The following is a 22,704-nucleotide window of genomic DNA, read 5'->3' on the forward strand; positions in this document are numbered from 1 at the left end:
ATATCTGGGCGGGAAATTTTGATTCTAAAACCCAGTTACAGGGGTTTGTAGATAACAATTTCAGCCAGTTTGATGATCTAAGATTAATGTATGGTTTTGAAGACATCGGTTTTGCTTCATTAGGCAATTCAGAGATTGAACATATCTTCAATGATGTAGTTGATAAAAATGCCAACAACTCTTTTGTTTTCCAAAGAAAAGAATTAACAGCCATGTATTCTCTGGAACAAGCCGAAGCAGAATCCAAAGCTGCCAGCAGACCGGAACTGCATTACCTGACCACATATTTCTACGAAGGATAAAATTTGACTGTTAAAAAAAGTAGATCATTTGCTGAAAAATAGAATAAAACGTACCTTTTCTCTCAGAAACGGTACGTTTTTCAGTTAACATACATTCTATGGCAAAACCTTTTAACAGAACAGTTACTTTATTCGGAATTTATAAACAGCTTGTTCCTTTCATCAGACCTTACCGTTTAATGATCTATGGAACTTTATTTCTTACCTTTTTGGGAGCTTTGGCGGCACAGGTCAATCCCATTGTACTGAAATATACGGTGGATGAGGTTACCAATCTTACCCATCTTCCCCATCCGATGTCGGAAGGAATTCATATTCTTATTGTGATTTCTGTTATTTTACTGGGAAAGGAGTTACTGAATATTTTCATCAATTTCGGACAGAAATTTTATGGTGAAAAAATCAGGATCAATGTGAGTTCTGTTCTGGCACAGTCAGCGATTGATAAGATTCTTACATACAAGGTAGCTTATTTTAATGATGAAAATCACGAATCCGGAAAACTTCAGATCAGGATAGACCGCGGCATTGAAAGTCTGACAAAACTGGTTCAGAATTTCTTCATTGATATTCTCCCGCTTTTTTCCAATGCCATCATTGCCCTCATCATTATGTATATGCAGAATGTTTATGTAGGAATGGTTTCCACCATCATTGTTCCCATTTATTTTTATATTAGCTCACTGCAGGCCAAAAAACTGGGTGGGGTGAGACGCCAGCTAAGAAATCAGAGAGAAAGGAAAACCTCAGGACTTCTGAATCTGATCAACTCAATTATGGTCATTAAAAGTTTTGTCCGTGAAAAATTTGAAGGTAAAAAACAGTATGACCTTCAGATGGAACTGATGGAAAGCCAGATGTTCACCCGGAAAACCAACTTTATTTACGATGGATTAAAAACCTTTATCGAACAGTTTGGAGTGGTTCTGATTATTCTTTTGACGGTGTATCTGGTACTGGATCAGCAGATGACCATCGGCGCGATCATGCTTCACATTATGTTATTCAATAACGTCTCGGCTCCAATCCGCCAGCTTCACAGGATTTATGATGATATGAATGATGCCATGATCTATGCGGAAGGGTATTTCGACATTCTGAATGCTGATAATGAAACTGAACAGAACGGAACTTTTATAGAAAAAGAAATCAAAGGAACTTTCGAATTAAAAAATGTGGATTTCACCTATCCGAATGGTACAAAAGCGCTGCATGAGGTTTCCATGAAATTTGAAAACGGGAAAACTACGGCATTGGTAGGACTGAGCGGTGCAGGAAAATCAACTGTAATCAATCTTTTGTGTAAATTTTACCTTCCCGATTCCGGAGAAATCCTGCTGGATGGAGTGAATTTAAATGAGTATAACAATACTTTCCTGAGGAATGATCTCGGTCTGGTGCTCCAGAGAAATCATATTTTTCAGGGAAGCATTGAAGACAACATCAGATATGGAGATATGAATGCGAGCTTTGAAGAAATTCAGGAAGCCGCTAAAAAAGCTTACCTGCATGATCAGATTCTGGATCTTCCGGACGGTTATCAGCATGATGCAACACAGCTTTCAGGAGGGCAGCAGCAGAGAATTGCCATTGCCCGGTTATTTCTGAAGAATCCTCCGGTTATTTTTCTTGACGAACCTACCGCCAGTCTGGATGCCATTGCTACAGAACAGATCAAAAACTCACTGGATGCCATTAAAGAAGGTCGTACTGTGATCATTATTTCCCATTCACTTTCCCAGATCCTGGATTCTGATACAATTTATGTAATGAAAAAAGGAAGAGTGGTGGAAAGCGGTACTCATGATGAACTCGTAATAGCCAACGGAACCTACCGGGAAATTTTTGATGCATCAGCCAGAAGTTTGAATCTTGATAAGCTGGTGAACACCTATAAAGAGAATTAGCAGATCCTGATCAGAAATTTAAAAAAAAATGACTGATTTTATCCGCTGAAGACCAAAAAGAATAATAGATTTGCCGGAGCAATTATGAACGATCACTATCTTAAAAAACTCGACAGGGTAACAGCTATTCTCACCCAATTACAATCGAAGCCGATGATCCGGGCACAGGATCTGGCTGAAAAATTCGATGTCAGCATCAGAACGATTTACCGTGATGTGAAAACTCTGGAAAATGCAGGAATTCCAATTATTGGGGAGGCCGGAAACGGGTATTCCCTGATGGACGGCTATAAGCTTCCACCCATTATGTTTACCAAAGAAGAGGTATTAAGTTTTATCACTGCTGAAAAACTGATGCAGAAATTTTCCCATCAGAGTTTGGGGAATCATTATCAGGCAGCGATGGTGAAAGTACGTTCCGTATTAAGAAATTCGGATAAAAACCTGATTCAGAATATCGAAAAACAGATCGATGTCTTCAGCCATCATGCAGGGGCAGAGGATCATGTTAAAAATGTGCTGCCCACGATCCTGGAAAGTATTGCTGATAAAACCCAGTTGATCATTGAATATCAAACAGTAGATTCAACGGTTACCAACAGAACGATTGAAGCTGTAGGAGTATTCTTTGAATTCAACTACTGGTACATTATGGCATTCTGTACGCTGAGAAAAGATTTCAGGCAGTTCCGTGTTGACAGGATTCTTCAGATCTTAAAAACCCAGACACCATTTCTGCAGGAATACGGCCAGATCAATGATTACAGGAAAAACGGAAATGGAAATAAGACCAAAGTGAAGCTTTTGGTTGATAAAAAAATTATGGGACATCTGGTCAATTCAAAAAGATATTATGGTCTAACCGAAGAAGCAGAAAGAGAAGATGGAGTGGAACTGACTTTTGAAACAGAATGGATTGAAGAAGGATTCCCTCGCTGGCTGATCACGTTTGCCGATTATGCCACTGTTTTGGAACCGGATAGCCTCAGACTAAAAATAAATGATCTTGTTACCAGAATTTCGGTTAAGCATCAATAAAAACCCCAACACAGAGGTGCTGAGGTTTAAGGCAATAATGATTTAGCTGAATAATATTTGATGAAAAAGGAAAAGGCAAAATCGTAAAGCGGCAGGAAGAACCATAAAATGAGTTTTGTCGCAGTTTAATTTGATATGATTATTATTGAAGAATAAACAGTTTTACCAACCCGTTTACTTTTCGCCTTCCCTTTTATGATCCTAGAATCTTTCCCAGAAGAAAGGAGGTTCAATTCCTAAAGCTCTCAGGTAAACATACCCTTGTCCGCGGTGGTGGATTTCATTGTCTACAAAATAAAGGATGTTCTGATATACCGGGAACTCGTACTGTCCAAACAGATTGAATGTTTCCTGAAAACGCTCTTCTGTAATCTGGCTGAAATATTGGTTGATTACTTCTGTTTCTTCATCCCATTTTTTTAAGAGGTCTTCTTTTGTTTTAGGATTGAAACCTTCTTCGTTGTAAGCCTCCATATTTTTTTCAATGATTCCTTTCAGGGCAGGTCCGCCAATACTGATCAGTTCTACGGCTAATTTGGCAAAAGGTCTCATTCCTCCTACTGAAAACTCAAATAATTCCTTTTCAGGAAAAGCTTCGATTACTCTTCTTGTCAGGTTTCTGTGCCCCTGCCAGTGCTCTAATAATTGCTCAGATGACATGAATTGTTTTGTGGCTGTTGCTGTAGTTGTCATAATTGTATCGTTTTTGTTTGTTATTGTTGATACAAAGGTAAGACAGGGTTATGACAACAGTTTGTCAGTAGTGTTTTTGAAGGTGAAAAATATTTTTATTTTCTTTAAAAATATGCGGACCGATTTTTGCGTTAGGTATGAAAGTGTAGTCATAAAAAAATCAATTCCAATTTAGAATTAAAAAATGAAGAAGTATATTTTGTCAGTTATTCCTGTTTTTTTATTAGTATCCTGTAATAAAATAGAAGAAAAAATAGATCAGACTGTTCAGAAAACAACAGAAACCGTGCAGCAGAAAGCACAGCAGGCAGTAGAAGAAACTGTGAAGAAAACGGTAAATGAATCTATTAATTCTTTAACCAACTCGCAGGATGTAAAGTTCAATGAAGTATTTCCCGGGGCAGAAAAAGCAATCGTAACGGAAGACAGTGGAAAGAAGTTCAAATTTCCCAACGGTTCTGAAGGCTATATCTTTAAATACAAGTCAGATCTGGCAGTATTGCTCCCTTTTCTGGAAAGCAGACCTTCCACTGATGAAAGCAAATCTGATAAAACAGCCCGTAAAATTGATGGGCAGAGCATTATTGATAAAATAAGTTTTATGTCTAAATTTCTTCCCGAAAATACCTTTGATACAAGCTTCCTTGAAGATATCAAAAATGATAAAAATATAGAATACTATAAGCTGAAAAGGTTTCCTCACAACAGTACCATTATCTATAATCCCAAAAACCAGACTGTTATACAATACGTAGAAATCAGTAAATAACGATGACAATAGCATAGGCAGATTACCGGTCATTCTTTTTGCACGAATCCTTTTTACATTCTGCAAAAAAAGGTATTTTAGTACCTATGAAAATTTATACAAAAACAGGAGATAAAGGCCAAACCGCTTTATACGGCGGAACAAGAGTATCCAAAGCCAGTGCAAGAGTGGACAGCTACGGAAATATAGATGAGTTGAATTCATTCATAGGGATTGCTAAAAGTCATATTCAGGATGAAGAAGTGCTGAAGCAGTTAAAGAAAATTCAGTTTGATCTCTTTACCGTAGGATCAGAAGCGGCTACACCGGTTGATAAACTTATGCTGGCTAACGGAAAATCGCGCCTGCCATTAATTATTTCTGAAGCAGAAATTGAAGAACTGGAGCAATGGATGGATACTTTTGATGAAAAACTGGAACCTCTTCAATATTTTATCCTTCCCGGAGGAGGAAAATCAGCAACATTTTTACACGCAGCAAGAACTATCTGCAGAAGAGCAGAACGTTCCCTTGTTTTCTTAAATGAGTCAGAAGAGGTTCGTCCTGAGCTGATCAAATACCTGAACAGACTTTCAGACTACCTTTTTGTTTTGGCGAGATATGTTTCCAAACTGAATAACGAACCGGAAGAATACTGGAACCCGAATGAAAGATAAAGCATTACTTTTCATTAACGGAGACGCTCCAAAATCTTTTCCGGACTTAAATAATTATGGGCTGATTGCCTGTACGGACGGAGCTTTTCATTATTTGAAAAAAATGGGTTTCCCTCTGGATAAGCTGGATTTTATTTCCGGTGATTTTGATTCACATTCCGGATCAGATGAAAATATTTACGAAGGGAAATTTATCCATACACTGGATCAGGACAAAACAGATTTTCATAAGGCATTAGAAATTATCCTGGAAAAAAGTTTTTCAGAGATTGATGTCTTCGGAGGCAGCGGCGGAGAACAGGATCATTTCCTTGGGAATCTTACGGTAGCCTATGCATTTAAAGACCAGATGAAGATCCGATTTTATGATGAATTTTCGGAATATTACTTTATTTCTAATAACTTTAAACTGAAAGGAGTAAAAAACAGAATGATCTCACTTTATCCTTTTCCGTTAGTAAACAATATCACAACCAAAGGGCTCAACTGGCCTTTGACTAATGGAAGTTTAAGTATTACCTCAAGAATAGGAACCCGGAATTTTGCGATTGAAGATGAGGTTTCTGTAGAATATGAATCAGGGGATGTGTTATTTTTTGTGGGAATTAATGAGATAGACTATCCAAAGATATATTAAAGCTGTTTAAACTTAAAAATGAATTTAAACAGACTTATTTTATACTTTAATATCCTGCTAAAAAGCTTAAAGAAGTTTATTAAAAACTATTGAATAGATTAATCAAAATATCAGTTTTCACGGTTTCATTATTCTGTGTTTTCTCCTGTAAAACACAGCATTTTGAGAACCCGGATTATGGAATTATCGGAACTGAAAAAAGTTTTACTATAAAAAAAGTCGTCAATTTCAGGACGACCGGAAATATCAAAAATACAGAGGGAAGAACTTTAAAACAAGGCCTGTTATACAGAAGCGGACATCTTCATAAGCTTAAGAAAAACTCTTTCGAACAACTTAAGAAACTGGGAATAAAAGATGTTATTGATCTCAGGAATTCCAAAGAAATTGCTCAGAAACCAGATCATCTTCCGGATGAAATCATTTATAAAAATTATTCAGCTTTTGAAGATGAGGGCGATCAGCTGGATCAGGCCAAAAAACTGGTGTTAAAAGGAAAAGTGAATGGTTCTGATGCAGATAAAAGAATGATGGATTTCTACAAGGAATACGTTACTGAAAATCCTGAAATCATCAGAAAAATCATCACCGAAATCATGGAGTCTGATCAGCCGGTTCTCTATCATTGTACAGCCGGAAAAGACAGAACAGGAATTGTTAGCGCTTTGATTCTGACTATTTTGAAATTTGATAAACAGACCATTTACAACGAATATCTTTTATCCAATAACTATAGGAAAAGCCTTGTGAGGAAAAGATTAGATCTTGCCTATACCCTCCATTTTCTCTATCCGAAGATGGATATTCAGGTGCTGGAAAAACTGAGCTGGGTAGAAAAAAGATATTTAGACAGTGCATTTGATCAGATCAATAAAAAATATGGGTCAACGGATGTGTATATAAAAGAGGTTCTGGGTATTTCCGAAGATAAAAGAAAAAAATATATTGAGAAGTTTACCTATTGATTTTCAGAGCAGAAATTTTCGGGATACGGTGTTTTGGGGATTATAGAAAATTATAATAAATTTAACGCTTAAAAATCAAACTTTTTTAGCAATTTTGCATTTCTTAATTCACTTGTTTAGAAATGAAAATAAAGTACTCGGAACTTATTGATCAGACATTATATTTTCCTACTGAAGAATTTAATGTTTCTGAGAACAATTTGTTATTTCACGATATTCCTTTGATGGAAGTCGTTGAAAAATTTGGCACTCCGCTAAAGATTAGCTACCTGCCGAGAATTTCTCAAAATATCCAGAAGGCGAAAAGCTGGTTTAAGGAAGCTTTTGAGAAAACCGAATATAAAAAGAATTATACCTACTGCTACTGTACCAAGTCCAGTCATTTCAATTTTGTTCTTGAAGAAGCTCTGAAAAACGATATTTCGATAGAAACGTCTTCCGCCTACGATATGGATATCGTAAAATCTCTTTACAATAAAGGAAAGGTAAACAAAGATATTGAAGTGATCTGTAACGGTTTCAAAACAGATGATTATCTGACCAAGATTTCAGATATGATCAATAGTGGTTTTGAAAACATTACTCCGATCCTGGATAATTATCGTGAACTGGATAAACTTACGGAAAGTATTGATTCAACTTTTAATATCGGGATCCGAATTGCGTCTGAGGAAGAACCTAAATTCGAATTTTATACCTCAAGATTAGGAATCGGATATAAGGACATTATCCCTTATTACAGCCAGAAAATTGCTGAACATCCTAACGCAAGACTGAAGATGCTTCACTTCTTCATCAATACAGGAATCAAAGATACTTCTTACTATTGGAACGAATTGTATAAATGTCTTCGTGTATATGCACGTCTTAAGAAGATTGCTCCGGAAGTGGATTCCCTGAACATTGGTGGAGGTTTCCCTATTAAAACTTCTTTGAATTTTGATTATGACTATCAGTATATGGTAGAAGAGATTGTATCTCAGATCAAAAAATTCTGTGAGGAAGAAGGGGTAGAAGAACCTAATATTTATACGGAATTCGGAAGCTTTACCGTTGGGGAGAGTGGTGCGAACCTATACAAGATTATCTCCCAGAAGCGTCAGAACGACAGAGAGAAATGGAATATGATTGATTCTTCATTCATGACCACACTTCCTGATACGTGGGCTATTTCGAGACACTTCATTATGCTTCCGCTGAACAGATGGGAAGATACTTATGAAAGAGTGTTTTTAGGTGGATTAACTTGTGATTCTGATGATTATTATAACTCTGAACAGCATACCAACGCCATTTATCTTCCTGTTTTCAGTGATACGAAGCCTCTTTATATCGGGTTTTTCCATACAGGGGCCTATCAGGAAACCATTGGAGGATACGGTGGAGTACACCACTGCCTGATGCCTCAGCCAAGACACGTCCTGATCCAGAAAGATGAAAACGGAGAACTTCAGTATGAAATTTTCCGTGAAAAACAGGAACCGGAAGACGTTTTAAGACTTCTTGGATATAAATAATAAATCAGCTGGCTTTAGCCAAAATAGATACAAAATAAAAGCTCTCAAAAATGTTGAGAGCTTTTTATTATTTAACCTCAGTTCGGAATAAGAATTTTTAATTTATAGAGTTTTGAAGCTGGGAGATGGAAGAGGTTTTCAGCCATAACTAAAAGTAACTTCCAGCCTCCTTCTTCCATCTCCCAGCCATTTATAATAAATTCATTGACCGAACTTGGGTTACTTAAAAATATTTTGAAATTTTATCAATCTGAAGGTCTTCATAATCAGAAACCACAACATCAGCCAATGTGTAATCCTGATTTTTGGAATGGGGACTTCTGTAGGCCGAGCAGAAGATTTTTGCTCTGTGTGCGGCAAGAATTCCGTTCGTGGAGTCTTCTATAACCATACAGCTTTCAGTGGATTCACCAGCCATTTCAGCGGCTAATAGGAAAACTTCAGGATGAGGTTTGGATTCTTTTAAATCGGCACCGCTTATCTTTCCGCTAAAGTATTTTTCAAGTCCGAATTTTTCAAAAACCATATTGATGGTAGTCATTGTTGCCGAGGAAGCAAGAATCAGTTTAACCCCGTTTTCATGGTAATGCATAATCAGTTCTCTTACCCCGGGAATTAAGTCAAACTCATCATCATTATCAAAATAATCTTTAAAATGAGCCCTTTTGATGGCCGCAATGGCTTCGTGGGTATGAGGTAAATGATACTGCTGAATCAATGTTTCACAGACTCTCTTGGTAGAGGCTCCGGTAAAAGAGGTGTACAGGTCTTCGGAAACAGCGATTTCCAGTTCATCAAACGTTTTGAAATAAGCTTTTCTATGCAATGGTTCTGTATCTACAATCACCCCATCCATATCGAAAAGAACAGCTTTTAAGGACATATTCTGAGTTTTGCACAAAAATAGGTATTTATTTGGTAGGAGGAAAGGGGAGGACAGATAGAAAGATGATAGACGAACAGATGATAGATCGGTTGTAAGCTGTAACTCTAAACATTAAACTCTGAACCTTGAACCTTAAACCTTAAATTCTGAACTTCAACACATCACTTTTCTTTGTATCTTTGCGGTAAATATTTCAATTTTTATCATTTAAATTTTTAAATAAAACATGAGAACATACGCAGGAATTCCTGAAGAAAACGCAACGTTAGAGAACTCGAAAGTAATGCTGGTAACGGTTCCTTATGACGGAACTTCCACATGGGGAAAAGGAGCAGATAAAGGTCCTGAATTATTCTTAGATGCTTCTGAAAATATGGAGCTTTATGATATTGAAACACAGACAGAACCTTATCTTCAGGGAGTTTATTTAGCAGGAGAAGTTTCTGAAGATTCTAGTCCTGAAGCGATGACAGAGGCGGTTTATCAGAAAACAAAAGAGCTTTTGAATAACGAAGGTAAAGTATTCACTCTTTTTGGTGGTGAGCACTCTGTTTCTATTGGTTCTATCCGTGCAGTAGGAGAGAAATTTGAAAATTTAACGGTTCTTCAGCTGGATGCTCACACAGACTTACGTCCTGAGTTCCATGGTTCTACTTCCAACCACGCCTGTGCTGTTTTTGAAGCAAATCAGAAACATAACCTGGTGCAGGTGGGAATCCGTTCTATGGATGCAGAAGAAGCACAATATCTGCCGGAAGGAAGAGTATTTTTTGCTCACGAGATTGCTAACAATGAAAATTGGGTAAATGATGTGTTGGAAAAAGTTTCAGGGAATGTGTATATCACAATTGACCTTGATGCTTTTGATCCTTCAATTGCCCCTTCTACAGGTACTCCTGAACCTGGTGGATTAGCATGGTATCCAACATTGGAACTGTTAAGAAAAGTATTTGAAAAATGTAATGTGGTAGCTTTTGATATTGTAGAATTAATGGATTCTCCAATGGCTAAACCAACTGCTTTCCTGGCAGCGAAGTTATATTACAAAATGCTTGCTTACAACGATATTTATAACAATAACTAATATTCCGCAGGAATCGGATTTTTTCAGCCGTATATTCTTTGGAAATTTGTGAGGTAAATAAAAGCAAAATATTATGTCCACACAAAATCAGATTGATTATAACAGAATTGCCAAAGCGATAGAATATATCCAAAGCAATTTCAGGCTTCAGCCTAATTTGGATGAAGTGGCAGAGAAAGTTCACCTGAGCCCGGCTCATTTTCAGAAAATATTTACGGAATGGGCAGGGACAAGTCCGAAAAAATTTTTGCAGTTCATCAGTCTTGAACATGCTAAAAATTTACTGAAGGAAGAAAAAGCAAGTTTATTCGATACTGCATTTGAGACAGGTTTCTCCAGCACAAGCAGGTTGCATGATCTTTTTGTGAAGGTAGAAGGAATGTCTCCGGCAGAATATAAAAACGGCGGAAAAAGCCTCAGCATCAATTACAGTTTTTCTCCAAGTCCTTTTGGATCTGTAATGACCGCTTCTACGGAAAAGGGGATTTGCTATATGGCTTTTGAAGACGATAAAGAAACAGCATTGGGGAATTTGAAACATACATTTCCCAATGCTTCTTTTTTTGAAAAACAAGATGCGCTTCAGCAGAATGCTCTGTCTATTTTCAATAAAGACTGGACAAAGCTCAACACCATTAAACTCCATTTAAAAGGCACCGATTTTCAACTTAAGGTTTGGGAAAGTTTATTAACCATTCCTATGGGAAAACTGTCTACTTACGGCAGTTTGGCAGAGAAAATAGGAAATCCAAAAGCCTCAAGAGCAGTCGGAACAGCAATCGGCAATAATCCGGTAGCCTTTCTTATTCCGTGTCATCGGGTGATTCAGTCTACAGGAAACATCGGAGGCTACAAATGGGGAAGTGATAGAAAACAACTTATTGTGGGCTGGGAAAGTTCACACCTATATTCCTGAAATAACCTGAGAGTTCGAGCTAAGAAAACTAGTATTAATGGCCGGAAAAAGGGAGCTGGAAGTTACTCATGGTTATACCTATTGATAATCTCTGTAAAATCACATTAGCTAAAAAAGATGGCAATCTATTATTGATGACCTTCAGAACCTATCTATTCCATCTACCAGCTTCCAAGCTCTGTAAATAGAAAACCTTATCCCAAACTGGCCTATACAATCAATCCCATTAATCAAAAGCATACAATTAAGAAATGTGTCTCTAATCTGAGAATGAGGATTTTATATAAAAATAGCTAAATTTAGGTATTTTCTACTGATTGATTTCTAAGTAATTTAACATCAGTAAATTTACTATCATGAACAACAGTATAAAAAAGTATTTATGGGGAACTATTGCTTTTTTGCTTGGGTTTTCCTTTATGGCCAGGGCACAAAAGAAAATAGAATATGTTCTTCCCACAGCAGAATTCAATAAACAGGAAGCATATAAAATGCTTGAAGAAGGAACCAATACTATTCAGGGGAATGTTTCATTTAAAAAACGAGGGTATACCAATTATCCGCATTATACGGATAAGGTTTTGCTCTTTCCTATAACGCCTCATCTTTTGGAGTATTTAGAACTGCGGAAAAAATATAACAGTAAAAGAAAGCAGGCGGCTCTGACAAAAGAAGCGGTTATGGCAAAAATAGAAACGAAAACCTTGGATGATAAAGGCAATTTTGAATTTGTTAATTTAAAACCAGGGAAATACTATATCGTGAGTTGGGTTGCCTGGGAAAAAGTAACGAGTTCTCAGGTACAGTCCGGACCTGTTGTTGCGAATTACAATATGCTTGGACAACAAATGGGAGGAGGTTATGTACCAACAGAAACACAGTATAGTTCAAGGGGGGTTGAAGAAGAAATAGGTGAATTTGTTGAGGTGGCGGGTGATCGTAAGGTAATTAAGGTAAACATGGCAAGATAAAAATTAATAAAAATGCAGAAAATGAAATTACTATATATCGTTCTTGTCAATTTGGTATTTGTTTGTGCCGCTGTTGATGTGAAAGCGCAAACCATATCATTCCCGGATAAAAATTTTAAAGATGCGCTGATTGAATTAGGCCTCGATACCAATAAAGATGGGAACATCCAAAAATCAGAAGTGGCGAACGTCAAAGAATTGTATGTGGGGAAGGCTGGTATTACCTCATTGGCAGGAATCAAAAACTTTACCAGTCTGGAAGATCTTGGGTTTTACGAAAATAAACTAAAAACAGTTGATCTTGAAGGCATGAAAACCCTAAAATTTATTTATGGTTTCAGAAATGAAATTACCCAGATAAAATTAAAGGGATGCTCAAACCTGGAGATTCTTGCTTTAGATAACAATCAATTATCATCCATTGATTTAAACGGGCTTACAAAATTAAGAGAAATTGATATCAACTGGAATAAGTTACAAAGGGTTGATCTAAATGATACACCTGAGTTGGTTAAGGCATGGCTATGGGATAATCAAATTACCAGTTTCAAAGCCAATGGTTCACCAGAGTTGAAAGATTTGAAACTCAATAAAAACCTGATAGAAGAAATTGATTTGAGAACCCTTACCCAACTCATATCTGTTAACCTTAATGACAATCCTTTACGGAAAGTTAATGTAACAGGCCTTAGTGCACTTGAGACCCTTAACTGTGAAGGGATAGGGAGGAGAAGCTTTCTCACCCAGTTAAATACCAGTGGGCTTATAAACCTGAAAGAATGTAAATGGTAGCCCGGAAGTATATTAAAATTTGGGCTGGCAGCCATTCTTGGACAAGCTGAAATCTATTTCTGCTGATGATTCATTTGTCAGAAAACTATCCATGTATTTGTATTTTATCTTACCTTTAAAATCTGGAAATCTTCAGATTAGAGTAAAGATCAATGAATTTTAAAATTACAAATGGTAAAGGCCTGGTTTCTATTGAATATGATATTCATCATCAGAGTGAAGATGAATAATAATGGTGCAAAAATCATATATACATTAAACCATTACTAAATTTCCTGAATTATGATGAACCTGTTCGAAGAACTATCAGAATATCCCTTAAATATCCTTCCAAATGACGGAACAGTTCATTACTATGGAAAAGTATTTTCTAAAGAAAAATCGGATGCCTTTTACGATTATCTGTTTAACCAGATTCCATGGGAAAATGATGAAGCGGTAATTTTCGGAAAACTGATTTTAACCAAAAGAAAAGTAGCCTGGTTTGGTGAAAAAGCTTTTGAATATACCTATTCCAAACGGACAAAATATGCCCAACCCTGGACTCCTGAACTACTGGAACTGAAACAAAAGTGTGAGGAAATTTCAGGTGAAACCTACAATTCCTGTCTCCTGAATTTATATCATGACGGAAGTGAAGGGATGGCCTACCACAGCGACGGAGAGAAGGACCTCAAAAAACACGGAGCCATCGCTTCTTTGACTTTCGGTGCAGAGAGGAAGTTCCTCTTTAAACATAAAACAACAAAGGAAAAAGTAGAAATATTTCTGGAAAACGGAAGCCTGTTGGTTATGAAAGGAATAACCCAGGAAAACTGGCTCCACCGCCTTCCACCCACTACAAAAATAAAAACACCAAGAGTAAATCTTACATTCAGAACCATTGAAGAATAATGATGCTGTCTCAATGTAATGCCAATCACCTGTGAAATTTGTGTGATAAAAAATATCCATACAGATCTGTGTTATCTGAGAAATCTGCGGGAATTTTTTTTTACCACAACAGCACAAAGATTTAACGCTTTAGTATCAATAAGTTTAAAAGCTTAGAGCATAAAAGTTCACCTAAGTTCTTTAAAAATCTACGATTTTTATTTACTCCGGAATGGATTCTGCGAGACAATAAAAAAACACCAACGAGTTCTTAGTGAAAATCTTTTATGTTAGGCGGTAGAATTTATTCAATAGAGGTGGACTTTAGTCCGCCTAAATAATAAAAATGAATCCATTGGCTTTAGCCAAAATTTAACAACAGATCAAAAAAGGTGGCTTTGAAAATCTCAGCCACCTTTATAATTGTTTATTTTAGAATATCAGCTTCAATAGAACTGTCATCATAGACTTTAATGAATGCTTTCGTATAATCTTCTTTTGTTGCAAAATTTGGATTTTCAAGGAACTTTTGCGGATTTAAAGCAAACAGGGGAAACCAAGTACTGCTGATCTGAATCTGTATTCTATGGCCTTTTTTAAAGGTATGCATTACATCCTGCAGCCTGAAATTCACAGCGGTTTTCTGATTGGGAACCAGTGCTTCTCCTTTTTCCTTAGAATTTCTGAATCTTGCCGGCATAATTTCGCTTCTTACCATCTGGTGGTAATTTCCGTAGATTACACCATCTTTCTTTTCTTTCGGTTTGAAATCTTCAGGATAAACATCAATCAGCTTTACAGCGAAGTCAGCATCAGTAGAAGTAGAGGCAATATTCAGTTTGGCCATGATCTCACCTCCGAAAGTAATATCTTCCGTTAAAATATCGGTTGTGAAGGTCAGTACATCAGGTCTGCCTTCTGCAAATCTCTGGTCTTCCGACATGTAATTTCTTGGGGTAAAACCGTTGAAATCTTTCAGGTTATCAGAGCTTAATACAGGATTGTTCGGGTCGCTGTAATATTCTGAATAGCCCTGTCCTGCTGATTTTTTCAATGTTCCTCCTGCTAAATAAAAATTGATTTTCTGAGCATTTTTTGGAGGATAAGATGTAAATTCTCTCCATTCTTTGGAGCCCGTATCATACATTAAAGCCTCAGGAAGTCCTGCATCTTCTTTAGTATTTCCTTTCAGATAATGGCTGAAGAACCTAGTTTCAACATTTTTTTGATAATAGGTAGCAATGCTGTCCCCAAAATATGTCTGGTGGTGGAAATGTTTTCCCTGTTCCTGCGACCAGCCTCCGTGTGAGAAAGGTCCCATTACAATGGTATTTTTGGCTTTCGGACTTGTCTTTTCAATCGTTTTATAAATATTTAAAGGACCTGCAAGATCTTCTGCATCAAACCAGCCTCCAACAGTCATTACCGCATGTTTTATATCTTTTAAATGTTGAAGCAGGCCTCTTTTCTGCCAGAATTCATCATAATTGGGATGGCTCATAATCTCAGTCATAAAGAAATTGTCTTTATAATACTTTTCATACCCATCCTTTAAAGTTCCCATGTCTCTGTAAAATTTAAGACCGTCTTCCGAAGTGGCTTTAATCATAGAATATGTATACCATGCTTTATTTTCAGGCTTTGTTTTCTGTACTCCGAAAACAGGAAATGTTTTGAAATACCCCAGCATAAACTTTCCGTTATGAAGAAAATCATCATTCCAGAAATCAGAAATCGGAGCCTGAGGAGAAGAGGCAACCAAAGCAGGGTGTTGCGCCAGTGTTCCTACAGCAGTGTAAAAGCCAGGATAAGAAGTTCCGTATTGACCTGCCTTACCGTTATTGTCTTTTACATTTTTCAAAAGCCACTCAATAGTGTCGTAGGTATCTGTGCTTTCATCCACATCTTTCTTTGTCTTACGGTCTACCTGAGGGGTCATATTGGTGAATGTTCCTTCACTCATATATCTTCCGCGGACATCCTGATACACGAAAATATATTTGTCTTTCATCAGGTATGAGTTAGGTCCCACTTTAGCTTTATATTCATTTTCCCCGTATGGAGCAATACTATAGCAGGTTCTCTGCATCAGGAACGGATATTTATTTTTATTAGAAATATCTTTCGGAATATAGATGGCGGTGAAAAGCTTCGTTCCATCACGCATAGGGATGTAAACTTCCTTTTTAGTGAAATTATCTTTTACAAAAGTATCTTTCTGATCTTTGTTTTGGGCATTACCAAAAATGAAAAGAAAAATGAATAAAATTGAAACCGGAATCTTCATACATAAAATTTGCGGCTAATTTAGAAATAAAAATGCTTTTCTGATATTTTATCAGATAATTCTTCTTTGAAAATTAATTCATCGTAAAATATTTCCATATTTTGTTAATGTCTTTTGTTGGTTTAACGCAAAGTCGCAAAAATTTTAATGATTGAAATGTTTTCCATACAAATTGAATTTCCCACAGATTCCTCAGATCGCATAGATCTTGTGGATATTTTATTATCTCGCATATCAAGCAGATAGTGGAGATCTTTTATAAAATCGTAGATTTTTAAGAACCTTAAGTGAGCTTATATACGGAAGCATTTAACTTAAAAATAAGTGCAGAATCTTTCGTGCCTGTTGTGGTTAAAATAATTAAGGGCTCAATTCAAAAAAAATAGCCGGAAAAATTCCGGCCATTGAATGAATATGATAAGGGAGTTATTTTCCCTGTGCTTTTTTTCCTGCAAATTTATTCAGTTTCATGCTGATGGAAAACATCACATAGCGTTTCAGGATAAGATCTTCACGGTCCTCAAAATAAGCGTTGGAAATCGTTCTTCTTACACTCTGATTCTGGTTCAGAACATCATAAATCTTTACTTTTGCCGTAAACTGTTTATTGAAGAAAGAATATCCTAAACTCGTATTCCAGAAGTAGAAAGCTCTTTTAAAACCGGGAGCGATATTAGAATTGGTGTTGTATTCAAAATCATTTCCGAAAACCAGCCTGCTCTTGAAAAGATAATTCGTCAGTTCCAGCTTCAGGGCCTGGCTGGTAGTATTTATCTGGTCGATACTGTAATTGGTGTATTTTGAAAAATTATATCCAAGTCTGTATGATGGTTTAATGGTCACCTTGTCTTTAATTTCATAAGTAAGATTCAGCCCCGGATTGATGCTGTATGAATCACTGGTAAAGAGCTGTCCGTTGATAAACCCTTTATTGAAGTTATACTGCATATTGAACCTTGGGCTGATGGTCACTTTATTCTCTTTCCATTTGAAGCTTTTGCTGAAACCGGCTCCCGCATTGATATTTTTATTACCACTTATATTATCGTACGTAACAAGCTGTTTCCCTGCACTGTCATACTTTGAATAATTAATAATATCATTATCCCTGTACGTAAACCCGATATTCAGATAATAACTCATATTTTTTACCATATTGTAATTATTGAAATACAGGTAGCTGTTATTGGTCCAGGTATTTTTAAGGTTGGGATTACCCGTATAAGTCACCAATGGATTAGAAGTATCTTCATAAGGGGTAAGCTGCTCTGCGCCGGGAATGTTGAAATCTGCATAATGATAGAAGCTTAACCTTTTATTTTGAGAAAGCTCATAATTAAGATTGACATTATAGCCCGGAAGAACAAAACTTTTCTGAAGATTGTACTGCTGTCCGTTGAAAACGGAATTAACATTCATATCCGAAACATCAAGGTTCAGAGAAGCCCAGATATTTACTTTCTTTTTATTGAGGCTGAAAGTAAGTTCAGGAGTTAGCTTGTTGATTTTCTGCCTCATGCTGTTGGAAAGGGAAGTATTATAGTCTGTATATTGCCCGGTAGCGGCATCAAAATCATTAACATCTCTCAGATCACGGGTTATTTTTGAGCTGTAGTTCAATTCAAAATTAACGGACGCAGAATCTGAAATCGGTTCAGAATATCCCAGTCCGAAATTATATTCATTGCTCTGGTTCTTGTTTTTTGCAAGCTGATTTCTGTTGTCATTCACCGGAGTGGTCACGTTACTGTTTTGAAAAAATACCGTTTCTGAGCGGTTAAAATTATCCCTTCTGGATTCAGAGATGGCACTATTCATTTTAGCACTCAGGGAACGTCCTTTTTTACTGAATTTTCTGGAGAAATAAATATAAGGATTGAAGGAATTATTTATCGTTTCCGTGCTGGTGTACGCGTCACTTTCGTTCAGAAGACTATTGTCCTGGAAAGTAGACGATCTTGAATTGTTAAAGCTGAAAGTTCTGGAGCTGTTAAATCTTGGTGAAATGTAAATACTGCTAAGAGAATCCAGCCTGATTTTTGCTGAAGTATCAAAGCTGTACTGCTTATTTTCACTTTCGCCGCTGTTTTCAGAATTGGTTTTCAGCGTAAATTCGGGAAGCAGGGTAGTTCTTGAAACCTTAGATCTTGTTTCAAGTTCAGAGTCTCCATACATTAAGCTGAACGTATCCAGATCAGCATCCTTTCCGAGTTTGTCACTGTAATTGAATCCTACCGTCGTTGACTTCTGTATCCCTTTAGTATTTCCACCCGAGCTGTAATAGGTGGTATTTCCTACAGTGGAAACAGATCCTCCCTGCATCAGCCATGAATTACGGCCGTGTCCCATGCTGTCAAAAACCTCATCATTGGAAAATCCCTGGGAGTTGATGTTATTGGAAGCAGCAAGTAGGCTTATTTTCGTGTCTTTTTTAAAGTAGCTTAAAAGGGCGCTGCCTTCGTATCGTTTATCAGAGCCGTATCCTACAGTGAGCCTGGAGATGAGGCCTTTGTTCTTCTTTTCGTCAATATTAAAATTAATAGTCGTGTTATTTGATTTTGCTGTCTTTCCGCTCAGTTCCTCTTCTTTGGATTTGGTAGTGGTAAACTGGATATTTTTAATAATATCTGCGGGAAGGTTCTGAAGGGCAATTTTACCGTCTTTATCAAAGAAAGGTTTTCCATTGATCATGATCTGATCTACTTCCTTTCCGTTTACCGTGATTTTTCCTTCGTTGTTAATTTCTACACCGGGAATCTGCTTCAGAAGCTCCTCAATTTTACTGTCGGGACGTACTTTGATGGCAGAAGCATTAAACTCAATAGTGTCTTTTTTTATTTTTACTGGAGAAACGGTGATTTTTACTTCATCAATGCTCGTTACTTTGCCTTTTTCCAGTTCTATTTCCCCTAATGCCAGGGATTGGCTGATTTTTTCGAGTTTTTTTGAGTAAGATTGAAGTTTGTCAGCATCAATTTTTAGAAAAGAAGGCTCGCTCACAGCATCCGTTTTCAGGGAAAACTTACCTTCTTTATTGGTAGCCGTATAATTAATAATGGATGAATCTTTTTCTTTCAGGAGATAAACCGTTGCATTTTCTACGGCTTTTTTGTCGGGATCTGATACTTTTCCGTCAATATGCAGGCTTTGAGCATGCAAAATCAGAACCGTACATGCCAGCATCAGCACCGATAATAATTTCTTCATGGTTAATCACTTTTTTTAAAGGCGTAAAAGTATAAAAAAAACATCCCCTTTCGGAGATGTTTGGCAAATATTTGTTAAAGTTTAACTTTTTTTAAAATTACGCTCTTAAATATCTTGAGTAAGCATAGCCTTCCTGACCGTCATCTGTTTTTACTTTCCACCAGTCATCAGAAGTCTGCTCGATAAGAGTAACGGAAGAACCTTTTGCAGCTTTTCCTACAACAGCAGCCTCTGTAGACGGCTCCTGTCTGATGTTTAAGTTAGACTCTTCTGTAGCTACCGTTAAAGATGCTCCTGAAGCCAGTCCTGCAACCTGTACGTCAATATTGATATCTGAAGCTGAATAGGTAGAATCAATAGCTCCTAAAGCATTCCATACCGCATCTTTTGCTGCTGTATTGGAAGCATTTCCCGAAACATAAAGGATACCGTCCTGCTCCTGAACCTGAAGGTTTGAAATTCCTGCAGACTGAGCTGCTGAAACTACGCTTGAATATTTATCTTGTAATGTACTCATCTTAAATTATTTTACAACTAGGTTATTGTTATACTTTCCGATTTTCAAAGCGTCGATTGATTCTTTGATTTTTCTTGCCTGAAGGCCTGAAACATTTCCTGTAAGAGTAAGTTCTCCGTTTACAACCTCTACTTTTACAGAAGGGAAATCTTTAACAGCATCCTGAACTTTTTTCTGAACCGCAGGATCTACAGCAGCAGTTGTTTCAACCGGTGCAGGAGGTGCTGCTACAGTTGCCATGTCCATTACTTCCTTGATTCCGTTGATGGCTTTTAATTTAGCAATCATGGCATCTTTAGACTGCGGGTCTGCGAAAGTTCCGCTTAAGTGGGCTACACCTTCTTTTACTTCTACAGAAGCATTGGGATTAGAAGTTACCACTGTTGTAGCTTGAGTCTGAAGATCAGCATCAGAAACTTTCTTTTTACATGAAACTGCGCCGAAAGATACAGCTATAGCCAAAGCAGCCATTGCGATAGTTTTTTTCATATTGTATATTTATTAATGTTATTAATACAATCAAATGTAATAATAAAATTTGTACCAAAAGAATAAAAACTCAATAAATGTTTTATTAATTTTTTGCAATATTTTCTAAACCAGGAATTTAATTTTAATGGATCATAAAATTAAAGTAAACTTAACCCGCATAGAACAAAATCTTGTGCCAATTCAAAAACTATTATATTTGTGGCAATTGAACAATATATATGAAAGGACAAAATAAACTTTTTATAGGCATTATTATTGCGCTTATCTTGGGAGTAGGAATCGGAGGTGTGGTACACATACAGTATCCTGAAAGTGCCGAACCTTTTTCCAAAAACATAAAACTGCTGGGAACGGTCTTCATCAGGCTGGTACAGATGATTATTGCACCATTGGTATTTACTACTCTTGTTGTAGGGATTGCCAAGATGAGTGATATCAAAATGATCGGAAGAGTAGGAACGAAAGCCATGCTGTGGTTTATTTCAGCATCACTGGTTTCCCTTTTTATAGGACTGGTCCTTGTGAACTGGCTGGAGCCGGGACACGTGACTAAACTGCCGATTCAGGATGCCGCAGCAGCAGAAGATCTTCTGAAAAGCAGTAAAAGTTTTTCTATGGAAGATTTTGTAAAGCATATGATTCCTAAAAGTTTATTTGAAGCCTTTGCTACCAATGAAGTGCTTCAGATTGTAGTATTCTCCATTATGTTCGGAGTTGCGCTTGCGAATCTGGGCGAAGAATATTCAAAGCCGGTGGTGAAGCTTTTTGATATTATTGCTCACGCCATCCTGAAAATGGTTGGATACATCATGTGGTTTGCACCGCTTGGGGTTTTGGGAGCGATTGCTGCTGTAGTAGCCGTGAATGGTTTTGAAATATTCAAGGTGTATGCAATTTATCTCAGAGACTTTTTCTTCGCATTAGCTGTTCTATGGATGGTACTTTTACTGGTAGGATACTTAATTCTTGGGAACCGTCTTTTTGAATTAATTAAAAGAATCAAGGCTCCGTTGCTGATTGCTTTCTCTACAACAAGTTCAGAAGCCGTTTTCCCGAAACTGGTGGAAGAGCTTGAAAAATTCGGATGTAACAACAGGGTGGTGTCTTTCATTCTGCCTTTAGGATATTCATTTAACCTGGACGGAAGTATGATGTATATGACGTTTGCCTCCATCTTTATTGCCCAGATCTACGGAATTGAAATGGAATTGGGACAGCAGATTACCATGCTTTTAGTATTAATGCTTACCTCAAAAGGGATTGCCGGAGTTCCGAGAGCTTCTCTGGTAATTATTGTGGCAACATGTTCCATGTTTGGAATCCCGCCTGAAGGAATTGCCCTTATCCTGCCTATCGACCATTTCTGTGATATGGGAAGAAGTATGACCAATGTATTAGGAAATGCATTAGCCACTTCTGCTGTTTCCAAATGGGAAGGACAGCTGGAAAATACACCGCAGGAAGTGTAATGGATATGATGGGGCTTCAACGCCATAAAGAAGATGTTCATGAAAAGGGTTTTACCGTAATCAATGATCTGTTTTCTGATGAGGAAATTGAAAAAATCAGCGAGAAAATTCTGAATACAGATACCTCCAATTCAAATTTTAGAAAATCGGATGATCTTTTTGCAGTACGTCAGTTTTTAAAAGAAGTTCCCGAAGTAAAGGATCTTATCTTCAATAACCGTATTAAAACCGTTATTAGAGAAATTTTCGGAGAAAAATATATTGCTGTGAAAAGCATTTATTTTGATAAACCTGAAACTTCAAACTGGTATGTAGCCTATCATCAGGATCTGACTATTTCGGTGGATAAAAAACTGGAGCTTGACGGATTTGGACCCTGGACCACAAAAAAGAATCAGTTTGCAGTACAGCCTCCTCTAAAGATTCTGGAAAACATCTTTACCATCAGAATTCATCTGGATGATACCGATGAAAATAACGGAGCTCTGAAAGTTGTTCCCAGATCACATGCCAAAGGAATTTACAGACCGGAAACCATTGACTGGGCTACAGAAACTGAAGAGATATGCAGCGTGAAAAAAGGTGGAATTATGATCATGAAACCCCTTATTCTTCACGGCTCCAACCGGACTAACGACGGCAGGAGGCGAAGAGTGATTCATATTGAATTTTCTGATATGGAACTTCCGGAAGAACTGCGTTGGTCGGAAAGACTGAATTAATAAA

At 37.1% G+C, this 22,704-nt stretch carries 20 protein-coding genes; 14 read left to right on the plus strand and 6 right to left on the minus strand.

All coding sequences use genetic code 11. The annotated features are described in order from the left end of the window. The first annotated feature begins 481 nt into the window (after positions 1-481). Positions 482-2,209, plus strand: a complete 1,728-nt coding sequence (locus J2Y40_RS21530) for an ABC transporter ATP-binding protein (protein WP_153399853.1) — start codon at positions 482-484, stop codon at positions 2,207-2,209. A gap of 84 nt (positions 2,210-2,293) precedes the next feature. After that, positions 2,294-3,247, plus strand: a complete 954-nt coding sequence (locus J2Y40_RS21535) for a YafY family protein (RefSeq protein ID WP_153394909.1) — start codon at positions 2,294-2,296, stop codon at positions 3,245-3,247. 201 nt (positions 3,248-3,448) lie between these two features. Here J2Y40_RS21535 and J2Y40_RS21540 read toward each other — a convergent pair whose 3' ends face one another. Further along, positions 3,449-3,940, minus strand: a complete 492-nt coding sequence (locus J2Y40_RS21540) for a DinB family protein (protein WP_153394907.1) — start codon at positions 3,938-3,940, stop codon at positions 3,449-3,451. Between the two features lie 184 nt (positions 3,941-4,124). Here J2Y40_RS21540 and J2Y40_RS21545 point away from each other — a divergent pair, with 184 nt between their 5' ends. From J2Y40_RS21545 to J2Y40_RS21565, 5 genes are all read left to right on the plus strand, one after another. Further along, positions 4,125-4,709, plus strand: coding sequence for a hypothetical protein (locus tag J2Y40_RS21545; protein ID WP_310001258.1), 585 nt, complete (start codon positions 4,125-4,127; stop codon positions 4,707-4,709). An 86-nt stretch (positions 4,710-4,795) separates the two neighbouring features. Next, the gene (locus J2Y40_RS21550; RefSeq protein ID WP_153394903.1) at positions 4,796-5,365 is read left to right on the plus strand and encodes a cob(I)yrinic acid a,c-diamide adenosyltransferase; all 570 of its coding nucleotides are present in this window, start codon (positions 4,796-4,798) and stop codon (positions 5,363-5,365) included. Next, on the plus strand, positions 5,355-6,002 hold the full coding sequence (locus tag J2Y40_RS21555) for a thiamine diphosphokinase (protein ID WP_310001260.1): 648 nt from the start codon (positions 5,355-5,357) through the stop codon (positions 6,000-6,002). The genes J2Y40_RS21550 and J2Y40_RS21555 overlap by 11 nt, the downstream gene beginning before the upstream one ends. An 89-nt stretch (positions 6,003-6,091) precedes the next feature. Continuing rightward, positions 6,092-6,967 carry a tyrosine-protein phosphatase gene (locus tag J2Y40_RS21560; RefSeq protein WP_310001262.1) on the plus strand — a complete coding sequence of 292 codons (876 nt, stop codon included), beginning with the start codon at positions 6,092-6,094 and terminating at the stop codon, positions 6,965-6,967. A gap of 122 nt (positions 6,968-7,089) precedes the next feature. Then, positions 7,090-8,484, plus strand: a complete 1,395-nt coding sequence (locus J2Y40_RS21565) for an arginine decarboxylase (protein ID WP_153394897.1) — start codon at positions 7,090-7,092, stop codon at positions 8,482-8,484. Positions 8,485-8,707: 223 nt separating this feature from the next. Here the strand turns inward: J2Y40_RS21565 and J2Y40_RS21570 are convergent, their stop codons facing one another. Further along, positions 8,708-9,367 carry an HAD family phosphatase gene (locus J2Y40_RS21570; RefSeq protein WP_153394895.1) on the minus strand — a complete coding sequence of 220 codons (660 nt, stop codon included), beginning with the start codon at positions 9,365-9,367 and terminating at the stop codon, positions 8,708-8,710. 229 nt (positions 9,368-9,596) lie between these two features. On the opposite strand from J2Y40_RS21570, the gene speB reads away from it, so the two are divergent. The 5 genes from speB (at position 9,597) to J2Y40_RS21595 (ending at position 14,027) form a co-directional block, all read left to right on the plus strand. Continuing rightward, on the plus strand, positions 9,597-10,454 hold the full coding sequence (gene speB, locus J2Y40_RS21575; RefSeq protein ID WP_153394893.1) for an agmatinase: 858 nt from the start codon (positions 9,597-9,599) through the stop codon (positions 10,452-10,454). 73 nt (positions 10,455-10,527) lie between these two features. Next, complete coding sequence (locus J2Y40_RS21580; protein ID WP_153394891.1) at positions 10,528-11,370, plus strand: methylated-DNA--[protein]-cysteine S-methyltransferase; 843 nt, start codon at positions 10,528-10,530, stop codon at positions 11,368-11,370. A 356-nt stretch (positions 11,371-11,726) separates the two neighbouring features. Next, entirely contained in the window at positions 11,727-12,341 is a 615-nt protein-coding gene (locus tag J2Y40_RS21585; protein ID WP_310001266.1) for a hypothetical protein, read from the plus strand. 21 nt (positions 12,342-12,362) lie between these two features. Next, positions 12,363-13,133, plus strand: a complete 771-nt coding sequence (locus J2Y40_RS21590) for a hypothetical protein (RefSeq protein ID WP_310001268.1) — start codon at positions 12,363-12,365, stop codon at positions 13,131-13,133. 285 nt (positions 13,134-13,418) lie between these two features. After that, positions 13,419-14,027: an alpha-ketoglutarate-dependent dioxygenase AlkB gene (locus tag J2Y40_RS21595; protein ID WP_310001299.1), complete on the plus strand. Its 609-nt coding sequence runs from the start codon at positions 13,419-13,421 to the stop codon at positions 14,025-14,027. A 406-nt stretch (positions 14,028-14,433) separates the two neighbouring features. On the opposite strand, the gene J2Y40_RS21600 is transcribed toward J2Y40_RS21595, so the two are convergent. The 4 genes from J2Y40_RS21600 to J2Y40_RS21615 form a co-directional block, all read right to left on the minus strand. Next, positions 14,434-16,293, minus strand: coding sequence for a CocE/NonD family hydrolase (locus tag J2Y40_RS21600; RefSeq protein WP_310001270.1), 1,860 nt, complete (start codon positions 16,291-16,293; stop codon positions 14,434-14,436). Positions 16,294-16,719: 426 nt separating this feature from the next. Then, the gene (locus J2Y40_RS21605; RefSeq protein WP_310001272.1) at positions 16,720-19,500 is read right to left on the minus strand and encodes a TonB-dependent receptor; all 2,781 of its coding nucleotides are present in this window, start codon (positions 19,498-19,500) and stop codon (positions 16,720-16,722) included. Positions 19,501-19,597: 97 nt separating this feature from the next. Further along, entirely contained in the window at positions 19,598-20,017 is a 420-nt protein-coding gene (locus tag J2Y40_RS21610; protein ID WP_153394881.1) for an SH3 domain-containing protein, read from the minus strand. A gap of 6 nt (positions 20,018-20,023) precedes the next feature. Beyond that, positions 20,024-20,506 (minus strand): BON domain-containing protein, encoded by a 483-nt coding sequence (locus J2Y40_RS21615; protein WP_153394880.1) that lies wholly within the window; start codon positions 20,504-20,506, stop codon positions 20,024-20,026. A 221-nt stretch (positions 20,507-20,727) separates the two neighbouring features. Here J2Y40_RS21615 and J2Y40_RS21620 point away from each other — a divergent pair, with 221 nt between their 5' ends. Further along, positions 20,728-21,978, plus strand: a complete 1,251-nt coding sequence (locus J2Y40_RS21620; protein ID WP_153394878.1) for a dicarboxylate/amino acid:cation symporter — start codon at positions 20,728-20,730, stop codon at positions 21,976-21,978. A 5-nt stretch (positions 21,979-21,983) separates the two neighbouring features. Next, on the plus strand, positions 21,984-22,700 hold the full coding sequence (locus J2Y40_RS21625; RefSeq protein ID WP_153399849.1) for a phytanoyl-CoA dioxygenase family protein: 717 nt from the start codon (positions 21,984-21,986) through the stop codon (positions 22,698-22,700). The last annotated feature ends 4 nt before the right edge of the window (positions 22,701-22,704 follow it).

Origin of the sequence: Chryseobacterium sp. 2987, assembly GCF_031456375.1 — a bacterium.
Classification (GTDB): domain Bacteria; phylum Bacteroidota; class Bacteroidia; order Flavobacteriales; family Weeksellaceae; genus Chryseobacterium; species Chryseobacterium vaccae.

Coding starts and splice junctions, on each gene's coding strand:
- J2Y40_RS21595 (WP_310001299.1), top strand. CDS start 13,419: ATGAACCTGTTCGAAGAACTATCAGAATATCCCTTAAATATCCTTCCA.
- J2Y40_RS21580 (WP_153394891.1), top strand. CDS start 10,528: ATGTCCACACAAAATCAGATTGATTATAACAGAATTGCCAAAGCGATA.
- J2Y40_RS21585 (WP_310001266.1), top strand. CDS start 11,727: ATGAACAACAGTATAAAAAAGTATTTATGGGGAACTATTGCTTTTTTG.
- J2Y40_RS21555 (WP_310001260.1), top strand. CDS start 5,355: ATGAAAGATAAAGCATTACTTTTCATTAACGGAGACGCTCCAAAATCT.
- J2Y40_RS21590 (WP_310001268.1), top strand. CDS start 12,363: ATGAAATTACTATATATCGTTCTTGTCAATTTGGTATTTGTTTGTGCC.
- J2Y40_RS21540 (WP_153394907.1), bottom strand. CDS start 3,940: ATGACAACTACAGCAACAGCCACAAAACAATTCATGTCATCTGAGCAA.
- J2Y40_RS21535 (WP_153394909.1), top strand. CDS start 2,294: ATGAACGATCACTATCTTAAAAAACTCGACAGGGTAACAGCTATTCTC.
- speB (WP_153394893.1), top strand. CDS start 9,597: ATGAGAACATACGCAGGAATTCCTGAAGAAAACGCAACGTTAGAGAAC.
- J2Y40_RS21570 (WP_153394895.1), bottom strand. CDS start 9,367: ATGTCCTTAAAAGCTGTTCTTTTCGATATGGATGGGGTGATTGTAGAT.
- J2Y40_RS21605 (WP_310001272.1), bottom strand. CDS start 19,500: ATGAAGAAATTATTATCGGTGCTGATGCTGGCATGTACGGTTCTGATT.
- J2Y40_RS21610 (WP_153394881.1), bottom strand. CDS start 20,017: ATGAGTACATTACAAGATAAATATTCAAGCGTAGTTTCAGCAGCTCAG.
- J2Y40_RS21565 (WP_153394897.1), top strand. CDS start 7,090: ATGAAAATAAAGTACTCGGAACTTATTGATCAGACATTATATTTTCCT.
- J2Y40_RS21625 (WP_153399849.1), top strand. CDS start 21,984: ATGATGGGGCTTCAACGCCATAAAGAAGATGTTCATGAAAAGGGTTTT.
- J2Y40_RS21530 (WP_153399853.1), top strand. CDS start 482: ATGATCTATGGAACTTTATTTCTTACCTTTTTGGGAGCTTTGGCGGCA.
- J2Y40_RS21615 (WP_153394880.1), bottom strand. CDS start 20,506: ATGAAAAAAACTATCGCAATGGCTGCTTTGGCTATAGCTGTATCTTTC.
- J2Y40_RS21545 (WP_310001258.1), top strand. CDS start 4,125: ATGAAGAAGTATATTTTGTCAGTTATTCCTGTTTTTTTATTAGTATCC.
- J2Y40_RS21600 (WP_310001270.1), bottom strand. CDS start 16,293: ATGAAGATTCCGGTTTCAATTTTATTCATTTTTCTTTTCATTTTTGGT.
- J2Y40_RS21620 (WP_153394878.1), top strand. CDS start 20,728: ATGAAAGGACAAAATAAACTTTTTATAGGCATTATTATTGCGCTTATC.
- J2Y40_RS21550 (WP_153394903.1), top strand. CDS start 4,796: ATGAAAATTTATACAAAAACAGGAGATAAAGGCCAAACCGCTTTATAC.